The following is a 20,564-nucleotide window of genomic DNA, read 5'->3' as shown; positions in this document are numbered from 1 at the left end:
TGCAGAAAGGGATAGGTTAAAACAATGAGCTTGAAAAAAAATATACGACTAGCAGTAGCCATTGTCCCCCTCCTTGCATTTTCGATGATGGTAAATTCAGTAGCCGATGCAGCAGTTGCAACTGATGGAAAAACTGCGATATCATCAGCTAACTTAACATTACTTGAAAAGTCTGGTCCTGTTGATCCGTTAGATCCATCAAAACCAGTGCACCCACTCAATCAAGTTACGCCAACAACTGGAGACTTAAGAATAGATTATATTTCTAGTTTTCATTTTGGGGCACAGGATATCTCGGGGAGTAATAAAACCTACTATGCAACTTTTGATAAAGTAGCTGACATGACTAACCGTCGTGACTCAAGTGGAGTGTGGGACACACAAAACCTAACAGATAAAGATTATTATAATGTACCTAATTACGCCCAGGTCACAAATAATACAACGGGTAATTGGTCATTAGGTGTTAGTAACACTGTTTTTAAAAGTCCTAGCGGGAACGTGCTTAAAGGTGCTGTACTAAATATTAAGAATATCGAAGCACATAGTGAAAATCCAGGTTTAGGGCTAAGCGGGGACTTACCAGGTAACGTTAAACTTACAGGAACTGGTGGTACTCCTGTTTCGGTTGTTAGTACGACAGATGGTAATAGTGATAATCCGTTCGGTACTTGGACACTTGCTATGGGTACTGATAAAGCGGGAACTAACTCTACAGGAAACGATGCAGTGTCGTTATTTGTTCCTGGTACCACTGTGAAAACAAAAGAAGCTTATACATCAACGTTGAAATGGACATTGATAGCGGCTCCATAAAGCTAATTTGAAAAGAAAGAGGATTTTTACATTGAATAAAAAATTTTTTGGAATCATAATGGCGTTTGTGGCAGGATTGGTTTTATTTAGTGGACAAGTTCAAAAAGCGAACGCTGCTGAAATGAACTTTGCCGTTACTGCAAATCTTCCAAGTAATCAAGTTGATAAGCGCCAAACCTATTTTAATTTAAAAATGAAGCCTAATCAGAAACAAGATGTTACTGTCACATTGAAAAATTCGACTAATAAAGCAGTTGTCGTAATGGCTGAGGCAAATACAGCTGTAACCAACGATAACGGTGTGGTTGAATATAGTCATGTGAAACCAAAACTTGATAAAACAATGGTAAATCCTCTATCTTCAATTGTTAAGTCGGATAAAGAAGTGACAATTCCAGCCAAGAAAAGTGTTGTGCATACGTTCCATATCACAATGCCCGCTAAGAAATTTAATGGCGAAATCGATGGTGGATTATACTTCTATGAAAAGATCGACAAAGATAGTGAAAAAAAATCAAAGAGTAACGTTCAAATTAAAAACCGTTATGCATTTGTGATTGGGACAACGTTAACTGAAACAGATGATGTTGTTAAACCTGATATGAAATTACTTAAAATTGAACCAGGTTCAGTTAATTTCCGTAATACATTGAAGGTAAATTTACAAAACCCAACAACAACACCTATTCGTAATTTAAAGGTAGCCGGAAAAGTCTATTCAAGAAATGGGGATGAAGCCTTACATGCTTCAACCACTTCGAATATGACAATGGCTCCCAATACGAATTTTAATTATGGTATTTTTTGGGACAACCAACCCTTTAAACCTGGTAAGTACCGTCTAGAAATGACGGCAACTTCTGGTGTGAATAAGTGGAAATGGACTGAAAACTTCACAATTGATGGCGCAACGGCAGATAAATTGAACGAAAAGGCAGTTGACTTAGAAAAAGATTATACAATGTGGTATATTCTTGCAGGAATCTTCTTACTTCTACTTGTATTATTGATTATTTGGTTCTTAGTTCGTCGTAATAAAAAAGATAAAGAAGAAGCTGTCGCAGAAGCAAAACGACAAATTTTATCAGAATTACAAACTGGTGAAAAAGAAGATAAGTAGTCGAAATGGGTGAGGTATGGTTATGGGGAAAAAAATAACGAGTACTTTAGTAATTGGTCTTTTGGGGTTATCTTTTAGTTTAGGTGCATTCGGTAATACCGCAGAAGCGGCTAGTTATACAAGTGAAATGGGAATTGAATTTGTAGGTAAAATGCCAACAACTTCTCAGGTGACACCAGATCCAGACGGGAGAACACCTGTCTCAAAGAATGTTGCATCGAATCAAAACAGATTACCTCAAACCGGTGAAATAAAAGGATCAGGATTATCAATGATAGGATTTATTCTTTTATCAACCGCAGGATTAATTGGATGGGTTAAATATAACGATTCAAAGCAATCAAAATAAAGAATAGTTAAAATTAAAGTAGGCTACCTTCGTATTTATATGAAGATAGCTTATTTTTTTTGCTTATTATCTAAGTCCAATTTAGTTAAAATTAAAAATATACTAGTGGTTAAATTTGCAAAAGAAAGCGTTAACATGATAAGCTGTGTTTAAGGTATTAATAAAAAAATAAATATAAATATAAGGAGGTATTAGTAATGCTCTAACTAATTTTTTTATGGAGGGCCTGTATCAAATAATTGTTTATAAACCAAAATAGAGGAGATGAATAAAATGAACAAAGTAGAAATGAGTCAGACAAAGAAGAATGTGATTAAAACGGTAGCGGTGGTTGGATTATTGAATTCAGTAATGATTTTAGGGGTAGCTAATAATTCCGTAGATGCTAGTAACCATGAAAAGCAGGTGGCGACAGCTAAAGTAGGTACGAAAGAATTAGGTGTTATTACAAGAGGCTCAATGAAAGTATCTGGAACGGGTGCAAGTGGTCTACACTTACAAGGTAATAATACAGTGACAACAGGTACATTAGATTTTGATTATGAAGGAAAGTCGATTATTTCGGCAGGAATTAATGAATCGACAGACTATGTCTTGTCAGTTCCTTCAGAGTTAGTTCCACTTTTTAACCATGATTCGTTCAATAATTATATAACAGGAAATTTCCAATTTAATAACGGAAGTAAATATACGTATAATAAAAATGATATCCGAGTTGAGGATAATGGTAAAACATTACGAATCAAAAATCCATCTCATTCTTGGATTGCATTTGCCGACTTCAAAGTTCATTTATCTCTTGATATTGGGCAAATGGTAACAGATACAGGTATCAGAGTAGCGGACGCAGAAAATAACTCAAGTTATATATTTAATAGTGGTTTAGTAAAAAATGGTGCGCCAATTGATTGGGACGTGTTGGGTTCATATAATGCTTCTGACACGTTGCCAACATATCACCTAGACCCGGGTTGGGCACTTTTGAAAGAAATTCCAACCGTTGAAACAATTTTTGATACAGATACAACGGTATCAGGTCGTGGTGTTCCAGGTGCTAAAATTGAAGTTAAAGTTGGCGATAAAGTTATAGGGACAGGTATCGTTGATGAAAATGGACTTTACGAAGTTACTATTCCTAAACAACATGAAGATACAACAGTTAGTGTTCGTCAGAATACAGGTGTTGGTTGGAGTGATGTGAAAACTACGGTAGTTAAGCATAAAGATGTTACGATTGCTAAACCAACTGTTGATTCTTATTATCAAAGTGATAAATATTTAACAGGTACTGGAGAAACAGCTGGAAATACAATTATTATTGCTGATGCAAGCGGTAATGAAATTGCTAGAACAGTCGTACAGTCAGATCTTAGTTTCTCTGTACAAATTCCAGAACAAGGAGCCTATACACTTCTTTATATAACTGAAACAAATGGGACAGAAATAAGTCTTGCAACGGTAGTTCCAGTTCGTGAAGGGTAACCAAAATAAACTGTAAATTGGCAAAAGTAATTCATCATTTTTTTTGATGAATTACTTTTGTATTAAAACAAAATCGATAAAGCGGTTACTTCATAAATTAGATAAATATTTTTTAATTAAAAAAATATGTTTACATTTAAATAGATTATAGGTAAACTGGCTATGTCGCAGTAACCAGATAATAAGTTTGCGATTAGGTTACAGCTAAGTTAACGAATAAATCTATTAGGAGGGACTAGGGGGTCACAACTAATCAGCTAGACTAATGAGTTAAATATAGTAATGTTAGGTATAAATAGGCAGCAACTATAGGGGGAGGACTAAACAATGAAAGGGCATAACAGTAATAAAAAAGAACGAATCTCAGCAACGTTAATGACGGGAATTATCTTAGCAGGAGTGATGACAGGTAGCATTGTTAACGTGGTTAACAATGAGGGCCCAGGAACTTCTGTCCAAGCTAAAGAGCTAGATGAAACCGTTAAACCTCAAACAGCATCTTCTGAAAAAACAACCGAAAAAAGTACATCGATAAAAGCAACAAAAGAAGAAATAACAAGCGAAGTAGCAACTAAAGAAGAAGTAACGAAAGCACCAACAAAAAAAGTAGCAACGACTAAAAAAAGTGAGACAGCAGTACCAGCTGCTGGTTATGTTGGTCCATCACAAGGGGCCATTAATACTCAGTGGAGTACTACCGATGTGGCATCAAATTCTAAAAATGAGTATGTGTCACTTACAGGAGGCGGGAAGTTAGTAAATGGTGTTCCAACAAACAACGCGGGAAAAGCAGATGATACAGCGACTCCTGTTTTATATTTTGGTAATGCAGCATTTAATTTCCAACCAAGTGCGCTGACAAATAACGATTCTTACAGTGAACAGGGTAATGCATCTAGTTGGGCATTTACGAAGGTTGGTGCCAGTGGAAGAAATCCTAATCCAAGAAAGTCTTATGGAATTATCATTAATAATGCTATTCCAAAAGATCGTGGATATGGGTATGCAGCAGAAAGTAACACGACGCCTAATACAATTGAAAGTGCTGTAAAACTTGGACCAATTACAGATTACCATCTTTATAAAAATAATGATGGTACTGGATTCAAAGCTACAATGTACGATGTAACATATAAGGTGAGCTATACATTTGAAGAAATGTATGATGCAGCAGGTGGTATATATAGTTATTTCAGTATCACAAATAATGATACTGCAACTCGAGCTATTGGTGCAGCTCAGGGGGTCGATACTTTGGTTGATAAGGATGACGTCCCTGTAAAAAGTTTGGGACCTAACAATGGATTTAAAATGGTAAGTGATAAACATACCTTGAATTACAGATTGAAGGATCCCGGTAATAATACTAGCTTGGGTGGTTGGACTAATTATTCAGCTGGGAAAGCTACCGGTACTGGTATATTAGATATATCAAATATAAGTAGTTATTTCAAAGGTGGAGCTGTAGGAACTGGAATGGAGACATCAGTGCTTGATAAAATTATAGCTATCAACGACATTAGTCAGCCAGATACTCCGTTTAAGGGAGATAGTGCTTTTGTAATAAAAGCTAATCCTAAAACGTTAGCCCCAGGAGAAACATTAACGACAGGTTCTTACTTAACTTATAAAGAAACGACACCAAGTATTCCACCTGTTGCAACTGTAACACCATCAACAATTAATGCTTATGCGGATCAAACAGATTCATTTAAAATTGTAGGTAAAGTTTCAGATGAAGATAGTACAAAGGGATACATTCAAATTAAGTATCCAGATGGGTCAATATCATCGCCAGCAGAGAATACTTATGAAACAACAAAAGATGGTGTCGATTATTCTGCAAAGATTGACCCTACAAAATTAAAAGTAGGTGCAAATAAAGTTATAGTAACTGCGATTGATGCTGGAGGTACCGAACAATTAAAACCAGTTACCGTAACTGTCAACTTATTCAAGTTGGGTGCAACTGCTATTCCACAAAAAATTGATGTTGGCGGAACCGTTACAATAGATGAAACAAAATTAATCAAAGATTTAACAATTATGAATACTAATAAACATACATTAGAAATTGATCCTACAAATCCATCAAATAAACCACTTGATAACACAAAAGTTGGTTTCTATATACAAGATATGATTTTGACGGATACGGATGTGACACCTAATGAAACTGCTAAAGTTGCCGTTCCTGTCAATGTAATAGATGGTGATACCGTCGTTGATGGTGATTCTGTAGTTTACGCTAAGGATTTTAGTACGGACAGTAAATCTATCTCGGGATTAACAGAGACTAAATTAAATGAGTTCATATTAACAGAGAGTTCGGCTAAAGGTTGGATACTATCAACTGGTGCTGATTCTAAAGTTACAGTTAAATCAACGACACTTACACCAACTTCTAGTGCTGGTGACTATGAAGCAGTTATTGTAAATGCTCAGGGTGTTGAAAAAACGATTAAGATCACAGTTGCAGGTGGTGGTTTAGCAATTACTGCAGCCTCTGATGAAATGACTTTTGGTTCAAAAGATGGGGTAATGTTGCCTTACAGTGGAGAAAATTTCAATCTTCAACGTACTGCTGAAAATACTGTATCAATTTCTAATCTAGGCAAAACAGCTTGGACATTGAAGGCTAGCGTTTCAAAACCTTTAACAGATGGATCTAACACATTGAAAGGTGTTTTGAAATATATAGATGCAACTGGAACTGCACAAGATTTAGATACTGGTAGTACAGAGGTTGGTTCAGGTCAGACAGAAGAAACTAAAGATGTCACTTGGGCAGCCGATAAAGGTGTTGTTGCTGAACTTAATGGAAGCAACATGTCACTTAAAGCAGGTAAGTATGCAGGGGAAATAACATGGACACTAACGGATGCGCCTTAATCCTAATCCTTGCTTAATTAACGTTAATCATTAGCATTTTGCTAATATTATAAAAACATCAAAATCTGACGAGGGGAGTAGATACGATGATAAAAAGAAAGTTAATTTTGGGAGTTCTTTTAGGTAGTATGGTACCGGCTGGTTTTACCGTAACGCAAGCTTTGGCAAGCGAAACAGTGAATTATCAGTCGCATGCAACTATTGAATTCGTGAAAAATACTGACGGTACACCGCCAGTTGATCCAACAAATCCAACTGATCCGTTAAAACCGGTTAAACCAGTTAATCCTGGAACAGATGGACCATTATCAATTGATTACGTTTCGAACTTACAATTTAGTCAACAACAAATTTCTGGTAAAGACAGTGTTTATTATGCACAACTTGACCAGTTAGTTGATAAAAACGGTAAGGTTGGGGAATATCCAAACTATGTTCAAGTAACGGATAATCGTGGTTCAAACGCAGGCTGGAAACTAACTGTTGCACAGACCAATCCATTTATGAATGGTAAAAATAAATTAGATGGAACGATTATTACGTTAATGAATGGAACAACTAACGGAAGTAGTAATATGAGTCAGCCGACAGCTAGTCAAGCAGCCATCAATCCAGATGGCAAAGCAGTTACTGTGATGACAGCCAAGGTCGACAAAGGTATGGGAACATGGACAGACCGTTTTGGTAAAGATAATACAGCTGCCAAACAAAGTGTGTCATTACTTGTTCCAGCTGAATCAAACAAAGTAGCAGGGGCTTATAAGTCTGAATTAACATGGACTTTGACAGATGCTAACTTATAAAAAAGGTTATATAAAGGGGAAATAAATGATGAAAAATTCAAGTAAATTATTATTAAGTACATTATTAGGCGTAGGTGTGACAGGTGCCATTATGACAACTGCTCATGCATCTGAAACACAAACATATACATCACACGGTAAAATTGAATTGACTAAAAATGATGGTACAACAGATCCTGGTATTACGGATCCAACAGATCCTGGACATACTATTGATCCAACAGATCCTACAAACCCAACAGATCCAGGTACTGGTGGCCCATTATCAATCGATTATGTTTCTAACTTTAACTTTGGTGCTCAAAAGATGTCAGGTAACAACGAAACATATGACTCTCAATTAGTGACAGTTAAAGATGCATCCGGAGCTGATAAAGATCTTGCAAACTTCCTACAAGTTTCAGATAACCGTGGAACAGTAGCAGGTTGGAAACTTACTGTTCAACAAGCAAAAGCATTTACAAGTGAAACAACAAAATCAGAATTAGATGGGACAACAATTACGTTATCTAATCCTGAAGCAACTAATGCTGATAATAACGCATCAAAACCAAAACCAACATTAACAAATAGCGTTGACATTTCAGCTACATCAGGGGACAAAGTTGTTATGCAAGCAAAAGATGGCGCAGGTTCTGGTACATGGTCTGAATCCTTTGGTAACGCAACAACAGATGCTGCTAAAGCCAAAGCTTCTGTTAAATTAGCTATCCCTGGTGATAGTAAAAAAGTTGCAGAAAAATACACATCAGATATTACATGGACACTTACAGACGCTAACTTATAAAATCTAAATTAGTCAATAAAAAATAAAAATGGTTATTAATTAAAAGGGGAAATAAATTATGAAAACAACTAAAATCGTTACAAGCGCAATTATTTTATCAACATTAGGTTTAGCTGCAGCACCTGCAGTACATGCTGCAGATTATACATCAACAGGTAAGGTTGGATTTATGGAAAATACAGATCCAACAACACCCGTTGATCCAACGGATCCAACAGGCCCAGTAGGCCCAACGGATCCAACAGACCCAGATAATCCTCAACCAGGAACACCTGGCCCATTATCAATTGATTACGTTTCTAACTTTGATTTTGGTTCAAAAAATAAGGTTTCTGGAGACGATACAACTTACTACGCTGCACCTGTTAAATTAGCTGATAAAGATGGTAAAGAAGTTACAAGAGCTAACTACCTACAAGTAACAGATAAACGTGGATCAAATAAAGGCTGGAAATTGTCAGTTAAACAAGTAAAACAATTTAACGATAGTAAGACTGATTTAGATGGCGCACAGCTAAGTATGGGAACACAAACTTTAAATTCTAAAAATATTGGCGGAACAACAGATCCAGCTATAGCTAAAGCTACAATTACAACATCAATTGGTGCTGACGTTGCTGTCTTAGATGCTGGTAAGGATCAAGGTATGGGGACTTGGACAGATTCATTTGGTGTCTACGATGCTGATGCTACAAAAGATACAGCAAGTAAAGCTGTCTCATTGAAAGTACCTGGTAATTCAGCTAAAACGGTCGGTTCATCATATACAACAGATTTAACATGGACATTAACAGACGCTGGTTTATAAAATTAAGTCATATCACTTTCTAATAGGCTACAAAAAAATAGGGAATTAAAAAAAGGGGAAATTAAAATGAAAACAACTAAAATCGTAACAAGCGCAATCGTATTAACAACATTAGGTTTAATTGCAGCACCAGCTGTAAATGCAGCAACAGTAGGATCACTTCCAACAAAAGGTAGCGTTGGTTTTACAGATAATACAGATCCAACAGGTCCAGTTGATCCAACAGATCCAACAGATCCAGTTGACCCAACAGACCCTCCAATTAACCCAGGAACAAATGGTCCATTATCATTAGATTATGTTTCAAACTTTGATTTTGGTTCAAAAAATAAAGTTTCTGGTAGTGATACAACTTACTACGCAGCTCCTGTTGAAATAACAGATTCTAAAGGAACAGCAAAAGAAGTAGCTAACTACTTACAAGTAACAGATAACCGTGGATCAAATGCTGGTTGGACAGTTAATGTTAAGCAAGAAGGCGCATTTACTGACGGTACAAAAGAATTAACTGGTGCTCAATTGAGTATGAAAGATCAAACATTTAATTCAACAAATATGGATGCGACAACAACACCATCAATAATTGGTGATAAAGATAATAATAGTGTCGTTGCTCCTACAGTTGGTAGCGATGTTAAGGTTGTTACTGCTACAGACGGTCAAGGAATGGGAACATGGACTGATTCATTTGGTAAAGATGCTAAAGCTAAAGCCGTTTCATTAACAGTACCTGGTAAAACAGCTAAAAATCTTGGAACAATATATACAACAGATTTAACATGGACATTAACAGACGCAAACTTATAAAAATTGGGTTAACAAAAGGGGAAATAAATTATGAAGAAAACAGCAATTGCAACAGCAGCACTTTTAACCGTTACTTTGTTTTCAACAGTAGCACCAGCAGTACATGCTGCTGATGTAACATTACCTTCATCAGGTGATGTCAACTTTGTAGCTGATCCTGCTACTGGAGCTGGAGAAATTAAATTGACAAAGGCACCAAGTGTTGATTTTGGAGATCAAAAAATTAGTGGATCAGATGCAAAATATGATGCAGCTACTATTACAGATTCTATCGTTGTTGATGACAACCGTGGTTCAAATGAAGGTTGGAAATTAACAGTTGCCAACACACAGTTTACCGGCTCAAAAGAATTAGCTGGGGCTAAGTTAACATTGACGCCTGGAACTGTTTCTAATAATAATGGGGCAAGTTATAATGCTACCCAACCAACAGCGGATATGGTTTTAGACGGATCTAGTCAAAGTGTTGCAGTAGTAGATGCAGCTAAAGACATGGGTATGGGTACTAACACGTTACCTGTTACTAAGGCAACCTTAGACGTACCTGGTGCATCAACTAAATTAAAAGAAAAATATACATCAGTAATTACATGGACGTTAAACGACGCACCATTATAGGATGCAGAAAGGGATAGGTTAAAACAATGAGCTTGAAAAAAAACTTACGACTAGTAGTAGCCATTGTCCCCCTCCTTGCAATTTCAATAATGGGAAATTCAGTGGCTGATGCAGCAGTAGCGCCTGATGGAAAAACTGCAACCACAGCGGCTAACTTAACATTACTTGCAAAGTCTGGTCCAGTTGATCCATTAGATCCGACAAAACCAGTACAACCAATTAATCCAGTTACGCCAACTACTGGTGACCTGAGGATAGATTATATTTCTGATTTACATTTTGGTACTCAGAAAATTTCAGGAAATAAAAAATCTTATTATGCTGCTTTTGATAAAGTAGCTGATTTAACAGGACATCGTGATGAAGCTACAGGTGAGTGGGTTATAGATAAGCTCACGGATGCAGATTATAGGGATGTACCTAATTACGTTCAGGTTACAAATAATACGACAGGAAACTGGTCGTTGACGGTTAGTAACACATCATTTAAAAGTGGTGCTAATGAACTTAAGGGTACTGTGCTTACAATAAAAAATGTAGCATCGAAAACAGATAACGGAGATCCTGATGCCGGTTTATTTACCGATAGTATATTATTAAAAGGTGACGGTGCATCATATCAAGTAGTAGATCCAACTGCCAATACTAATCCCACAGGGACCTGGACAATAGCAATGGGTGATGCAACAACAGGTAATAAATCAGCGAGATTGGATGTGCCTGGCCCGGCTGAAAAAGTAGCTGGTGAAACATATACGTCGACATTAAACTGGACATTGACGGCGGCTCCATAAAGTTAATTTGAGAAGAAAGAGGATTTTTACATTGAATAAAAAATTTTTTGGAATCATTATGGCGTTTGTGGCAGGATTAGTTATATTTAGTGGACAAGTTCAAAAAGCGAATGCTGCTGAAATGAACTTTGCTGTTACTGCAAATATTCCAAACAACCAAATTGATAAGCGCCAAACGTATTTTAATTTAAAAATGAAACCGAACCAAAAGCAAGACATTACTGTCACATTAAAAAATTCGACTAACAAAGATGTTACTGTAATGGCTGAAGCAAATACAGCGATTACAAATGATAACGGAGTGGTTGAATACAGTCACGTGAAACCAAAACTTGATAAAACAATGGTAAACCCTCTATCTTCAATCATTAAGTCAGATAAAGAAGTGACAGTACCGGCTAAGAAAAGCATTGAGCATACATTCCATATCACAATGCCCGCTAAGAAATTCAATGGCGAAATTGACGGTGGCTTGTACTTCTATGAAAAAATTAACAAAGATAGTGAAAAAAAATCAAAGAGTAACGTTCAAATTAAAAACCGTTATGCCTTTGTTATTGGGACAACGTTAACTGAAACTGACGATGTTGTTAAGCCTGATATGAAATTACTTAAGATTGAGCCCGGATCAGTTAATTTCCGTAATACATTGAAGGTAAACTTACAAGATCCAACAACAACACCAATCCGTAACCTGAAAGTTGATGGAAAAGTCTATTCAAGAAATGGTGATAAAGCACTACATGCTTCAACCACTTCGAATATGACAATGGCTCCAAATACAAACTTTAATTATGGCATTTTCTGGGATAACCAACCCTTTAAGCCTGGTAAGTACCGTTTAGAAATGACGGCGACTTCTGGGGTACATAAGTGGAAATGGACAGAATATTTCACAATTGATGGCGCAACGGCAGATAAATTGAACGAAAAAGCGGTTGACTTAGAAAAAGATTACACAATGTGGTATATCCTTGCAGGAATCTTCTTGCTATTACTTCTATTGTTGCTCATCTGGTTCTTAGTTCGTCGTCGTAACAAAAAAGATAAAGAAGAAGCTGTCGCAGAAGCAAAACGACAAATTCTAGAAGAATTACAAACTGATAAAAAAGAAGATAAGTAGTCAAAATAGACGAGGTATGGTTATGAGAAAAAAACTAATGAGTGTTTTAATAATTAGTCTTTTGGGGTTATCTTTTAGTTTAGGTGCATTCGGTAATACTGCAGAAGCGGCTAGTTATACTAGTGAGGTTGGAATCGAATTCGTTGGTAAAATGCCAGAGAAAACGAAACCAACCACACCGACAACAAGACCAACAACAACGTCCCCCACGACGCCAACAACTTCACAGGTAACACCGGATGGGAAAACACCTGTCTTAAAAAATGCAGCAAAAGGTCAAACCAGTTTACCTCAGACTAGTGAAATGAAAGAATCAGGACTATCAATGATGGGCCTTGTTCTGTTGCTAGCTATGGGATTAGTTGGCTGGTTTAAAAGAAATTATGCAAAATAATTAAAATTTAATAGTTTAACTAAAAAGAGTTTTTCCTCGTAAAAATACGAGGAAAAACTCTTTTTTTATTGCGATATTTATTAAAGGTTCTATTACAACTGTTGTTGATAAATATATTACAGAGCCCTTAATTTAAGAGGTTGGGTTTTTGCTTAAATATTAAATTAGATTAACGTTATGGTTAAATCACTTTGAAGTAATGTTGAAATTATGATAGCATAAAAATGTTGTTAATGAAAAAATAGATTAAAGTAATAGCATTTAAGGGTAGTTTTATCCCACAGTATATTCACAAAATATTAAAAGGGGATAGTATGGGAAAAATATATATAGAAATATTAGCGACTATCGGGATACAAATAATACCCTTTATATTTATCATAGATGGATATATCCATAGAAATGGTATTGGCTTAAATAATGGTGATGGGTTACTTGTTTTAGGTGTTTTATTATTATTTGGAATGGGTATTATATATACTATTACGTATTTATTAGATGTAATGATTAAAAGGCATAATAAGTACTTAGTACCTAAATTTAAATACTTATTATTAATGTATTGGGTATTTCTAGATGTTATTATAGTAATTTATTTAAGTTTTAGAAATTTCTTTTAGAGTAGGAAAATCAAATTTTTCATCAACATTCGGGAAAAGGTAAATATGTTGAGGTATATAAAATAAAGGAATAGCCATATTATGCTGCGGGTTCATTTAACCCTATTTATATTCATAAAATAACATCATATTAAGGAGCTAAAAATGTTGAAACTTTTAAAAAATTCCAAAGTATTACATTCATTTTTTAATATTATATTTATTATAGAAACTTTTAGTTTATTTCTTGATACTGCATTTTCATTAGGCGGAATGGGAAGTCAACATATAGATCTATTCCTTTCAGTATCAAGTATAATCGTTCTTTTACAATTTTTTATGCTGATTGTCCAATTTAATTATTTCGATAAAATAATAATAGTAATCCTTTCAATGTTTAATATTGTATTAAACGCAATTATGTTGATCATTGAGATTAATAATGATTGTTATCTTCCTACATTAGAATCCTTCCTGGTAGCTATTTTGATTTCACTGTTCTTTATATGTAAATACTATAAATCAGGAGAAACTAAATGATTAGAAAAGTAATCAATTCAAAAATAATAGCAATCAGTTTAAATATAATATTAATGATTCTTGCAATTATAATGATTGTTCATGCTCTTTCAGGTAAATTCTATAGTGAAGATGTATTCATGTTATTAGTAGGGAACATTGAGATAATTATGATTTTATTACAGAATAAATTATGTAAATATCGTGGTATTATAATACTATCAATTTTTAATGTGATTTTAAATGTAACTCTATCAAATTTGGTTTATACAGACCCGTTAGTTTGGGCTTGTTACATTGGGTCAATTATTTCTATCTTCTTTATGATTAAATTCCCAAAAATGACTTCGTATTAAAATGGGTGATTACGGTAAAAAGAGCTAAACAGAAAATCCTATCTCTTAATTGAGGTAGGATTTATTTTTTATGAAACGTAATGGTAACGATTACAATCCAACTATATTAACGATTTTAATTTATTATTGATTGAACTAATTTTTTTCTACTATGTTGCTTATTATATTTTGTAGTGTGGTAAGAACGCCATGGCTATCTTAAGAAACATGATATATAATTAATGTAAGCGAAAACAAAAAACCTTATATCAACATATAAGGTTTTTCAAAAGAAAATATTTTAATTTTAACGATGCGCCATGAGGGAGTCGAACCCTCAGCTCAAGAACCGGAATCTTACGTGCTATCCATTACACCAACGGCGCAGTATAGTTAATAGTTTAGCTGAATTACGTAAAAAAAACAAGTAACGAAAGCGGAGGTTGAGAAATAATGGCTATTGAACAGAAATTTAAGCAACAACAAACGCAAATTCAAAAACTGGCAATGACACCAGAGCTCCAACAATCAATTAAAATGTTGCAATATAATATAGAAGATTTACAAGAATTTGTCACTGAAAAAATGATGGAAAACCCTTTGATTGAAGCTGTTGACGACAATCAGAGAATCCAAGCAGGGGAGTCTCGTTATAAAGTTAATCTAACAACAAATGGTGATACTGATTATATGAATTCAGTCAGTGATGATGAATCACAATCTTTATTGGATTATTTATTGGAACAAATTTATCTAACGATGCGTCAAACACCGCTTAGAAAGGTTGTTCTTTACTTAGTAGATTATATTGAACAGACGGGCTATTTTAATGCTAATTTGGATGATTTAGCAGAAGAATCAGGAATACCACCCATTATGTTATTAGATGCGTTAACCTTGATTCAACGCTTAGATCCGCCCGGTGTTGGTGCACGTAATTTACAAGAAAGTTTAATGTTACAGATTGATTCTGACGATTTAGCGCCTGAATTGGCATATACAGTCATAAAAGATGATTTTGATAACTTTGTCGATCGTAAATGGTCGGACATAGCAAAAAAATATCGTGTTAATCTTTCAGAAATTCAAGAAATATCAGATTTTGTTCGCACATTATCACCTAATCCAGGTGCAGGATTTGGGACAACTAGAATTGGTAAAATCTATCCAGATTTAGTTTTGAAAAAAAGTAATAATGAATTAACATTATTCAAAGTTCGCGGTGCACAGCCTGAAGTTGTTTTTCAACAAAAATATTTTGATGATATGTCAAAAGACCAAGATCCTGAAGTAATCAAATATTTAACTGAAAAGAAACGGGAATATGAATGGCTAGTTCATGGCTTGAAACAACGAGGCGATACCATTTTAAAAGTAGGACAATATATTTTGAAATATCAGGCTGACTTCTTCACTGATAAAACCAAACCAATTAAGCCATTACTTTTACGGGAAGTTGCAGCCGCTTTAGGTGTTCACGAATCAACAATTAGTCGAACCGTTAATGATAAGTACATTGAAACAGAATCTGGTGTTTATGAAATAAAATCATTCTTTGGACAAATCGCAAATAAGAACAAAAAGAATGCTGAAGAGCTATCTTCAAAAACGATTATGACAACTATGCAGACTTTGATTGAATCTGAAGATAAAACGAAACCTTTCTCTGATCAAAAAATAGTTTTACAATTAATGAAACAAAACATCGATATTTCGAGACGAACAGTTGCAAAATATCGTGAAAACCTGAACATTCCATCGTCATCAGCAAGAAAACGCTACAAGGATTAGGAACAATTATGACCTTATCTCATATATCAAACGTCAATTGCTGACATGGCAGATAGTCGTTTGAAGTGCTTGCAAAGTATGAAACAACCTGATATAATTTGTCTTGTAATAAAGGTATGAAGACACTTTGATTAATGCAGAATGTTATCGTGCTTTGTTTTTTTAGAATTAATGGGTCATAATGCGACACTGTGGGACAAATAATGCCCCATAAGAGAGCAGGTGCAGTATGCATCATGAATTAGAGTGGATCGAAGCAATTGCACCAGACATGATTAAAGTTTTAAAACAAAGATATTTTGTTTTAAGACAGATTGAATGGATGATGCCTGTTGGTCGCAGAATGTTGGCAGCAACTTTAAATCTAAGCGAACGCGTTATGAGAACCGAAACAGATTTTCTGCGTAAGCAAGAACTTATCGTCGTTGGTAAGTCAGGAATGACGCTAACGGATAGAGGTATATCAGTACTACATGGCCTTGAAAAAGTGATGGATAATTTAGTTGGTGTTCGACAGGATGAACAAGAGTTGAGTCGAATTTTAGGCATTGAACATTGTTTGATTGTATCAGGCGATTCCGATGAACAACCTAAAGTTTTAGAGTCAATGGGTAAGAGTCTAGCTGCTAAGTTAGCACTCTTATTGCCAGAAGGTAAAAATTTAATTGCGGTAATGGGTGGCACAACGATGGCTCAAGTAGCTGATCAGTTGACAACACGTCTTTCAATTAAGCGCGATTTAACTTTTTTACCAGCCAGAGGTGGTGTTGGTGAATCAGTAGATATACAAGCCAACTCGATTAGTGGTAAGATGGCATTACACACAGGCGGCAAACATAGAGCCTTGTATGTACCTGAACAACTAAGTGAGAAAACGTACGAGCCTCTTCTTGAAGAACCGAGCATTCAAGAAGTTTTGAACTTAATCAAGGAAAGCAATGCTGTAATTCACAGTATTGGAGAAGCAATGCATATGGCTAAGCGTCGTGACATGTCTAGTGGTATAATAGACATGTTGAAAGAGGACAAAGCTGTAGGTGAGGCATTCGGATATTTCTTTGATGCTCAAGGCAAGGTCGTTTATAGGATTCCTCGTATCGGTTTACAAATAGAGGATCTCACGCACATAAAATGTATTTTCGCAGTTGCAGGTGGCCATTCTAAGGCCGAAGCAATTGTGGCATACATGAAACTTGCACCTAAACAGACGTGGTTAATCACGGATGAGGGTGCCGCAAACTCGATTTTAAAAAAGTAGTGTGCAAACACGCTTTTTAAAATAAATAAATCTTCATTTCCTAAAGGAGGAAATTTAAGTATGTCAGTAAAAGTTGGTATTAACGGTTTTGGCCGTATTGGTCGTTTAGCTTTCCGTCGTATTGCTGAAGTTTCAGATAACATCGAAGTTGTAGCAATCAACGATTTAACTTCTCCATCAATGTTGGCTCATTTATTAAAATATGATACAGCCCATGGTAACTTCGACGCAGAAGTTAGCGCAACAGATAATGGTATTGTTGTTAATGGTAAGGAAATTCCTGTATATGCAGAAGCAGATGCATCAAATATTCCTTGGGTTAAAAACAATAATGTTGATATCGTATTAGAATCAACTGGTTTTTACGCATCAGAAGAAAAAGCTTCAGCTCATATTAAAGCTGGCGCAAAACGTGTATTAATCTCAGCTCCTGCTGGTAAAATGCCTACAATCGTTTACGGTGTAAATGATGACATTTTAACTTCAGATACTAAGATTGCTTCTGCTGGTTCATGTACTACTAACTGTTTAGCACCACTTGCTGGCGCTGTTAACGATGCTTTCGGTATCGAAGTTGGTACAATGACAACAGTTCATGCTTACACAGCTACACAAAAATTACAAGATGGTCCTGACCGTGGTGGAAACTTACGTGCTGCACGCGCTGCTGCAGGTAACACAATTCCTCATTCTACTGGTGCTGCTAAAGCTATCGGTATGGTAATCCCTGATCTTGTTGGTAAATTGAATGGCCATGCACAACGTGTCCCAGTTATTACTGGTTCATTGACAGAATTGGTTACAATCTTGAAATCAAAAGATCTTACAGTTGATGAAGTAAATGCTGCTATTAAAGCAAGAACTGAAAACAACGAATCATTTGGTTACAATGCTGACGAAATCGTTTCATCAGATATCATTGGTACAAGTTTTGGTTCAATCTTTGACCCAACACAAACTGAAGTAACTGGTACTGGCGCTAACCAATTGGTTAAAACTGTTGCTTGGTACGATAACGAATCTGGCTTTACAGCACAAATGATTCGTACATTAGAAAAATTTGCTAGCTTAGAAGCATAATCTAGTTAAACTTTTTTAAAACCGCATATAACTATGCTTAGGCGGAGGGACGCAATACTCCCTCTGCCTTTTTATTTAATCAAAATTACACAGGAGGCTATTATAATGGCTAAATTAATCGTTTCAGATTTAGATGTAAATGACAAAAAAGTTTTAATTCGTGTCGATTTTAATGTTCCTATTAAAAACGGTGTGATTGGTAATGATAACCGTATCGTTGCTGCATTACCAACTATCAAATATGTAACTGAAAATGGTGGTAAAGCCATTCTTCTTTCTCATCTTGGTCGTATTAAGACTGAAGAAGACAAAAAAGAATTATCATTACGTCCAGTTGCAGAACGTTTATCTAACTTATTAAACAAACCTGTTACTTTTGTTCCTGCTACACGTGGTCCTCAATTAGAAGACGCAATTGCAGCAATGAAAGACGGCGATGTTTTAGTAATGGAAAACACACGTTTTGAAGATTTAGATGGTAAAAAAGAAAGCAAAAACGATCCTGAATTAGGTAAATACTGGGCTTCACTTGGCGACTTGTTTGTCAATGATGCTTTCGGTACAGCTCATCGTGCACATGCTTCTAACGTTGGAATCTCAAGCAACATGGAACAAGCTGCTGCTGGATTCTTAATGGAAAAAGAAATCAAATTCTTAGGTGAAGCTGTTGACGAACCAAAACGTCCATTTGTTGCTATCTTAGGTGGCGCAAAAGTTTCAGATAAGATTGGTGTTATTTCTCATTTACTTAAAAAAGCTGACAAAGTTATCGTTGGTGGTGGTATGACTTATACTTTCTACGCTGCTAAAGGTATGAAGATTGGTTCATCATTAGTTGAAACAGACAAAATTGATTTAGCTAAACAAATCATTGAAGAAGCTGGCGACAAATTAGTATTACCAGTTGATTCAATCGTTGCTGAAAAATTTGATAACGATGTTGAACACAAAACTGTTGATGGTGACATTCCTGACGGTTACATGGCATTGGATATCGGACCTAAATCTGTTGCAGAATTTAAAGATGTTTTAAAAGATGCTAAAACAGTTGTATGGAACGGACCAATGGGTGTATTCGAAATGAGCAACTATGCTAACGGAACACTTGAAATCGGTAAATTCTTGGGTACTTTATCAGAAGCTACAACAATCGTTGGTGGTGGTGATTCAACTGCTGCTGTTCAACAATTAGGTGTTGCTGATCAATTAACTCATATTTCTACTGGTGGTGGCGCTTCACTTGAATACCTTGAAGGTAAAACTTTACCAGGTATTGCTGCTATTACAACAAAATAATTTTTAATTAAATTGTCGTAAGAAACCGTCTATTAACGAAAGGAAGTTATTATTTTGCGTAAACCAATTATTGCTGGTAACTGGAAAATGAACAAAGGCCCTAAAGAAACTGCTGAATTCGTAGCAGGTCTTAAAGGTAAATTACCAAAGTTTGACGATGTTGAATCTGTTATTGCTGCTCCTGCAGTAGATTTACAAACATTACTTGATGCTGCTAAAGGTACTGACTTAAAAGTTGCTGCTGAAAATGCATACTTTGAAGATGAAGGTGCTTTTACTGGTGAAACTTCACCAAAAGTTCTTTCTGAAATGGGTGTTGACTATGTTGTTATTGGTCATTCAGAACGTCGCGAATACTTCGGCGAAAATGATGACGATATTAACAAAAAAGCACATGCTGTTTTCAATAATGGTATGGTTCCTATTATCTGCTGTGGTGAAACGTTAGAACAACGTCAAGCCGGCGAAGCAGAATCATGGGTTGCTGGACAAGTTTCTGCTGCATTAAGAGGCTTATCTGTTGAACAAGTTAATCTTGCAGTTATTGCATACGAACCAATCTGGGCTATCGGTACTGGTGAAACAGCTACTTCTGACCAAGCACAAGAAATCTGTGCAGTAATTCGTAAAACAGTTGCTGATTTGTATGACCAAACAGTTGCTGATAAAGTTCGTATCCAATACGGTGGTTCAGTTAAACCTGGTAACGTCGTAGAATTAATGGGTAAAGACGATATTGATGGTGGTTTAGTTGGTGGCGCAAGTATGGAAACTGCTTCATACTTAGACCTTGTTAACTTCAAAGCATAATTCGTATTTTAGCTGTTAAAAAGATTGAAAATGAATCAATAAACTATTAAAATAATGGTAAGGGTGTTATTGTATCCCCGCCA

General features: G+C 35.6%; 20 protein-coding genes and 1 tRNA gene. 20 read left to right on the top strand and 1 reads right to left on the bottom strand.

Features of this window, described 5'->3' with window-relative positions; translation table 11 throughout:
- The first annotated feature begins 24 nt into the window (after positions 1 to 24).
- From AC1RPY_RS04030 to AC1RPY_RS03960, 15 genes are all read left to right on the top strand, one after another.
- Positions 25 to 816: a WxL domain-containing protein gene (locus AC1RPY_RS04030; RefSeq protein ID WP_481761464.1), complete on the top strand. Its 792-nt coding sequence runs from the start codon at positions 25 to 27 to the stop codon at positions 814 to 816.
- Between the two features lie 31 nt (positions 817 to 847).
- Positions 848 to 1,936, top strand: coding sequence for a WxLIP family cell surface protein (locus AC1RPY_RS04025; RefSeq protein ID WP_481761463.1), 1,089 nt, complete (start codon positions 848 to 850; stop codon positions 1,934 to 1,936).
- A 22-nt stretch (positions 1,937 to 1,958) separates the two neighbouring features.
- Positions 1,959 to 2,285, top strand: coding sequence for an LPXTG cell wall anchor domain-containing protein (locus AC1RPY_RS04020; RefSeq protein ID WP_481761462.1), 327 nt, complete (start codon positions 1,959 to 1,961; stop codon positions 2,283 to 2,285).
- Between the two features lie 273 nt (positions 2,286 to 2,558).
- Positions 2,559 to 3,767 (top strand): Ig-like domain-containing protein, encoded by a 1,209-nt coding sequence (locus AC1RPY_RS04015; RefSeq protein WP_481761461.1) that lies wholly within the window; start codon positions 2,559 to 2,561, stop codon positions 3,765 to 3,767.
- A 327-nt stretch (positions 3,768 to 4,094) separates the two neighbouring features.
- The gene (locus AC1RPY_RS04010) at positions 4,095 to 6,659 is read left to right on the top strand and encodes a hypothetical protein (RefSeq protein ID WP_481761460.1); all 2,565 of its coding nucleotides are present in this window, start codon (positions 4,095 to 4,097) and stop codon (positions 6,657 to 6,659) included.
- A gap of 86 nt (positions 6,660 to 6,745) precedes the next feature.
- A complete protein-coding gene (locus tag AC1RPY_RS04005; protein WP_481761459.1) occupies positions 6,746 to 7,462 on the top strand; it encodes a WxL domain-containing protein in 717 nt (238 codons plus the stop codon).
- A gap of 25 nt (positions 7,463 to 7,487) precedes the next feature.
- Complete coding sequence (locus tag AC1RPY_RS04000; RefSeq protein ID WP_481761458.1) at positions 7,488 to 8,249, top strand: WxL domain-containing protein; 762 nt, start codon at positions 7,488 to 7,490, stop codon at positions 8,247 to 8,249.
- Between the two features lie 58 nt (positions 8,250 to 8,307).
- A complete protein-coding gene (locus tag AC1RPY_RS03995; RefSeq protein WP_481761457.1) occupies positions 8,308 to 9,057 on the top strand; it encodes a WxL domain-containing protein in 750 nt (249 codons plus the stop codon).
- A 66-nt stretch (positions 9,058 to 9,123) separates the two neighbouring features.
- A complete protein-coding gene (locus tag AC1RPY_RS03990) occupies positions 9,124 to 9,864 on the top strand; it encodes a WxL domain-containing protein (protein WP_481761456.1) in 741 nt (246 codons plus the stop codon).
- A 30-nt stretch (positions 9,865 to 9,894) separates the two neighbouring features.
- Entirely contained in the window at positions 9,895 to 10,482 is a 588-nt protein-coding gene (locus AC1RPY_RS03985; protein ID WP_481761455.1) for a WxL domain-containing protein, read from the top strand.
- A 26-nt stretch (positions 10,483 to 10,508) separates the two neighbouring features.
- Complete coding sequence (locus AC1RPY_RS03980; RefSeq protein WP_481761453.1) at positions 10,509 to 11,276, top strand: WxL domain-containing protein; 768 nt, start codon at positions 10,509 to 10,511, stop codon at positions 11,274 to 11,276.
- A 31-nt stretch (positions 11,277 to 11,307) separates the two neighbouring features.
- Positions 11,308 to 12,399, top strand: coding sequence for a WxLIP family cell surface protein (locus AC1RPY_RS03975; RefSeq protein WP_481761452.1), 1,092 nt, complete (start codon positions 11,308 to 11,310; stop codon positions 12,397 to 12,399).
- Positions 12,400 to 12,421: 22 nt separating this feature from the next.
- Positions 12,422 to 12,793 (top strand): LPXTG cell wall anchor domain-containing protein, encoded by a 372-nt coding sequence (locus AC1RPY_RS03970; protein WP_481761451.1) that lies wholly within the window; start codon positions 12,422 to 12,424, stop codon positions 12,791 to 12,793.
- Positions 12,794 to 13,107: 314 nt separating this feature from the next.
- Positions 13,108 to 13,413 carry a hypothetical protein gene (locus AC1RPY_RS03965; RefSeq protein WP_481761450.1) on the top strand — a complete coding sequence of 102 codons (306 nt, stop codon included), beginning with the start codon at positions 13,108 to 13,110 and terminating at the stop codon, positions 13,411 to 13,413.
- Positions 13,414 to 13,928: 515 nt separating this feature from the next.
- Positions 13,929 to 14,267: a hypothetical protein gene (locus tag AC1RPY_RS03960; RefSeq protein WP_481761449.1), complete on the top strand. Its 339-nt coding sequence runs from the start codon at positions 13,929 to 13,931 to the stop codon at positions 14,265 to 14,267.
- Positions 14,268 to 14,560: 293 nt separating this feature from the next.
- Here AC1RPY_RS03960 and AC1RPY_RS03955 read toward each other — a convergent pair.
- Positions 14,561 to 14,632: transfer RNA gene (locus tag AC1RPY_RS03955), tRNA-Arg, on the bottom strand.
- A 67-nt stretch (positions 14,633 to 14,699) separates the two neighbouring features.
- Between AC1RPY_RS03955 and rpoN the strand changes: the two genes are divergently transcribed.
- The 5 genes from rpoN to tpiA all read left to right on the top strand — a co-directional run bounded on the left by rpoN (position 14,700) and on the right by tpiA (position 20,481).
- Positions 14,700 to 16,037, top strand: coding sequence for an RNA polymerase factor sigma-54 (gene rpoN, locus AC1RPY_RS03950; protein WP_481761448.1), 1,338 nt, complete (start codon positions 14,700 to 14,702; stop codon positions 16,035 to 16,037).
- A 229-nt stretch (positions 16,038 to 16,266) separates the two neighbouring features.
- On the top strand, positions 16,267 to 17,295 hold the full coding sequence (locus AC1RPY_RS03945; RefSeq protein WP_481761447.1) for a sugar-binding transcriptional regulator: 1,029 nt from the start codon (positions 16,267 to 16,269) through the stop codon (positions 17,293 to 17,295).
- Between the two features lie 60 nt (positions 17,296 to 17,355).
- Positions 17,356 to 18,375, top strand: a complete 1,020-nt coding sequence (gene gap / locus AC1RPY_RS03940; RefSeq protein WP_409022216.1) for a type I glyceraldehyde-3-phosphate dehydrogenase — start codon at positions 17,356 to 17,358, stop codon at positions 18,373 to 18,375.
- A 105-nt stretch (positions 18,376 to 18,480) separates the two neighbouring features.
- On the top strand, positions 18,481 to 19,671 hold the full coding sequence (locus AC1RPY_RS03935; protein WP_409022217.1) for a phosphoglycerate kinase: 1,191 nt from the start codon (positions 18,481 to 18,483) through the stop codon (positions 19,669 to 19,671).
- Positions 19,672 to 19,725: 54 nt separating this feature from the next.
- On the top strand, positions 19,726 to 20,481 hold the full coding sequence (tpiA, locus tag AC1RPY_RS03930; protein ID WP_481761446.1) for a triose-phosphate isomerase: 756 nt from the start codon (positions 19,726 to 19,728) through the stop codon (positions 20,479 to 20,481).
- Positions 20,482 to 20,564: the final 83 nt, after the last annotated feature.

This window comes from Dellaglioa sp. CoH-56-MRSF-12 (assembly GCF_056782075.1).
This window is presented reverse-complemented; position numbering and strand designations above follow the sequence as displayed.